This is a genomic window from Prevotella sp. MGM2 (assembly GCF_002933955.1).
Taxonomy (GTDB): Bacteria; Bacteroidota; Bacteroidia; order Bacteroidales; family Bacteroidaceae; genus Alloprevotella.
The window spans coordinates 1-765 of record NZ_BEWW01000199.1 but is presented as its reverse complement, the minus strand read 5'-3'; the positions used below and the strand labels follow the sequence as shown (position 1 = coordinate 765).

At 57.1% G+C, this 765-nt stretch carries 1 protein-coding gene; it reads right to left on the bottom strand.

Annotation, left to right across the window (positions count from 1 at the left end; all coding sequences use genetic code 11):
* Positions 1-29: 29 nt before the first annotated feature.
* The coding region (locus tag C5S62_RS04910; protein ID WP_133159504.1) for a divalent metal cation transporter at positions 30-765 on the bottom strand (736 nt) is incomplete at its 5' end.

Genomic DNA, 765 nt, shown 5'->3' with positions numbered 1-765 from the left:
CTCCTATGTCTCCGGCAAGCCGGCGCCTGTCATGCCACGAGGCTCCAGAGCAAATAAACGTTGAGCAACGTAACAAAGCCGGCCATTGTGTAGAGCAGGACCGTGGTGAAACGGCTGTTAGCATAGTCGCCCATCACACGGCGCGATGACGTGAGGCTCACCTGCAAGAACATGGTGAAAGGCAATTGGAGACTGAGCACAGCCTGTGAGATGATAAGCCCCCGGAAAGCATCACCCACAAACAACAGAATAAGAAAAGCGGCAACGAAAGAGATGAGAATACCCGCCCGCGAATGCACGTCCTTCGAGTCGTAAGGCTCATCATAGATGCCTGCGAAGATGCTGCCGGCCGCCATACCGCTCGTCACCGTACTGGAAATACCTGCCAGCAACAGGGCTATGGCGAAAACCACCGCCGCGCCGCCGCCCAGCATCGGCGTGAGCAAAGCGCCGGCATCGGGCAACGCGTCGACCACGCGGCCACTGGCAAAAAAAGCATCGGCCGCCAGAATAATCATCGCCGAGTTGATAGCCCATCCCACAGTCATGGCCAGCAGAGTGTCGTAAAACTCATATTTCAGGGCATGCCTGATACCCCGTTCACCCTTAGTGTTGATCTTCCGGCTCTGAATGACTTCGGAATGCAGGAACAGATTGTGAGGCATCACCACGGCTCCCAACACACTCATGACCACCAGCATACTGCCTTCCGGCAGCGAAGGTGTCACCGTAGCCGCCATGGCGGCTCCCCAGTCGGTGTCGGTG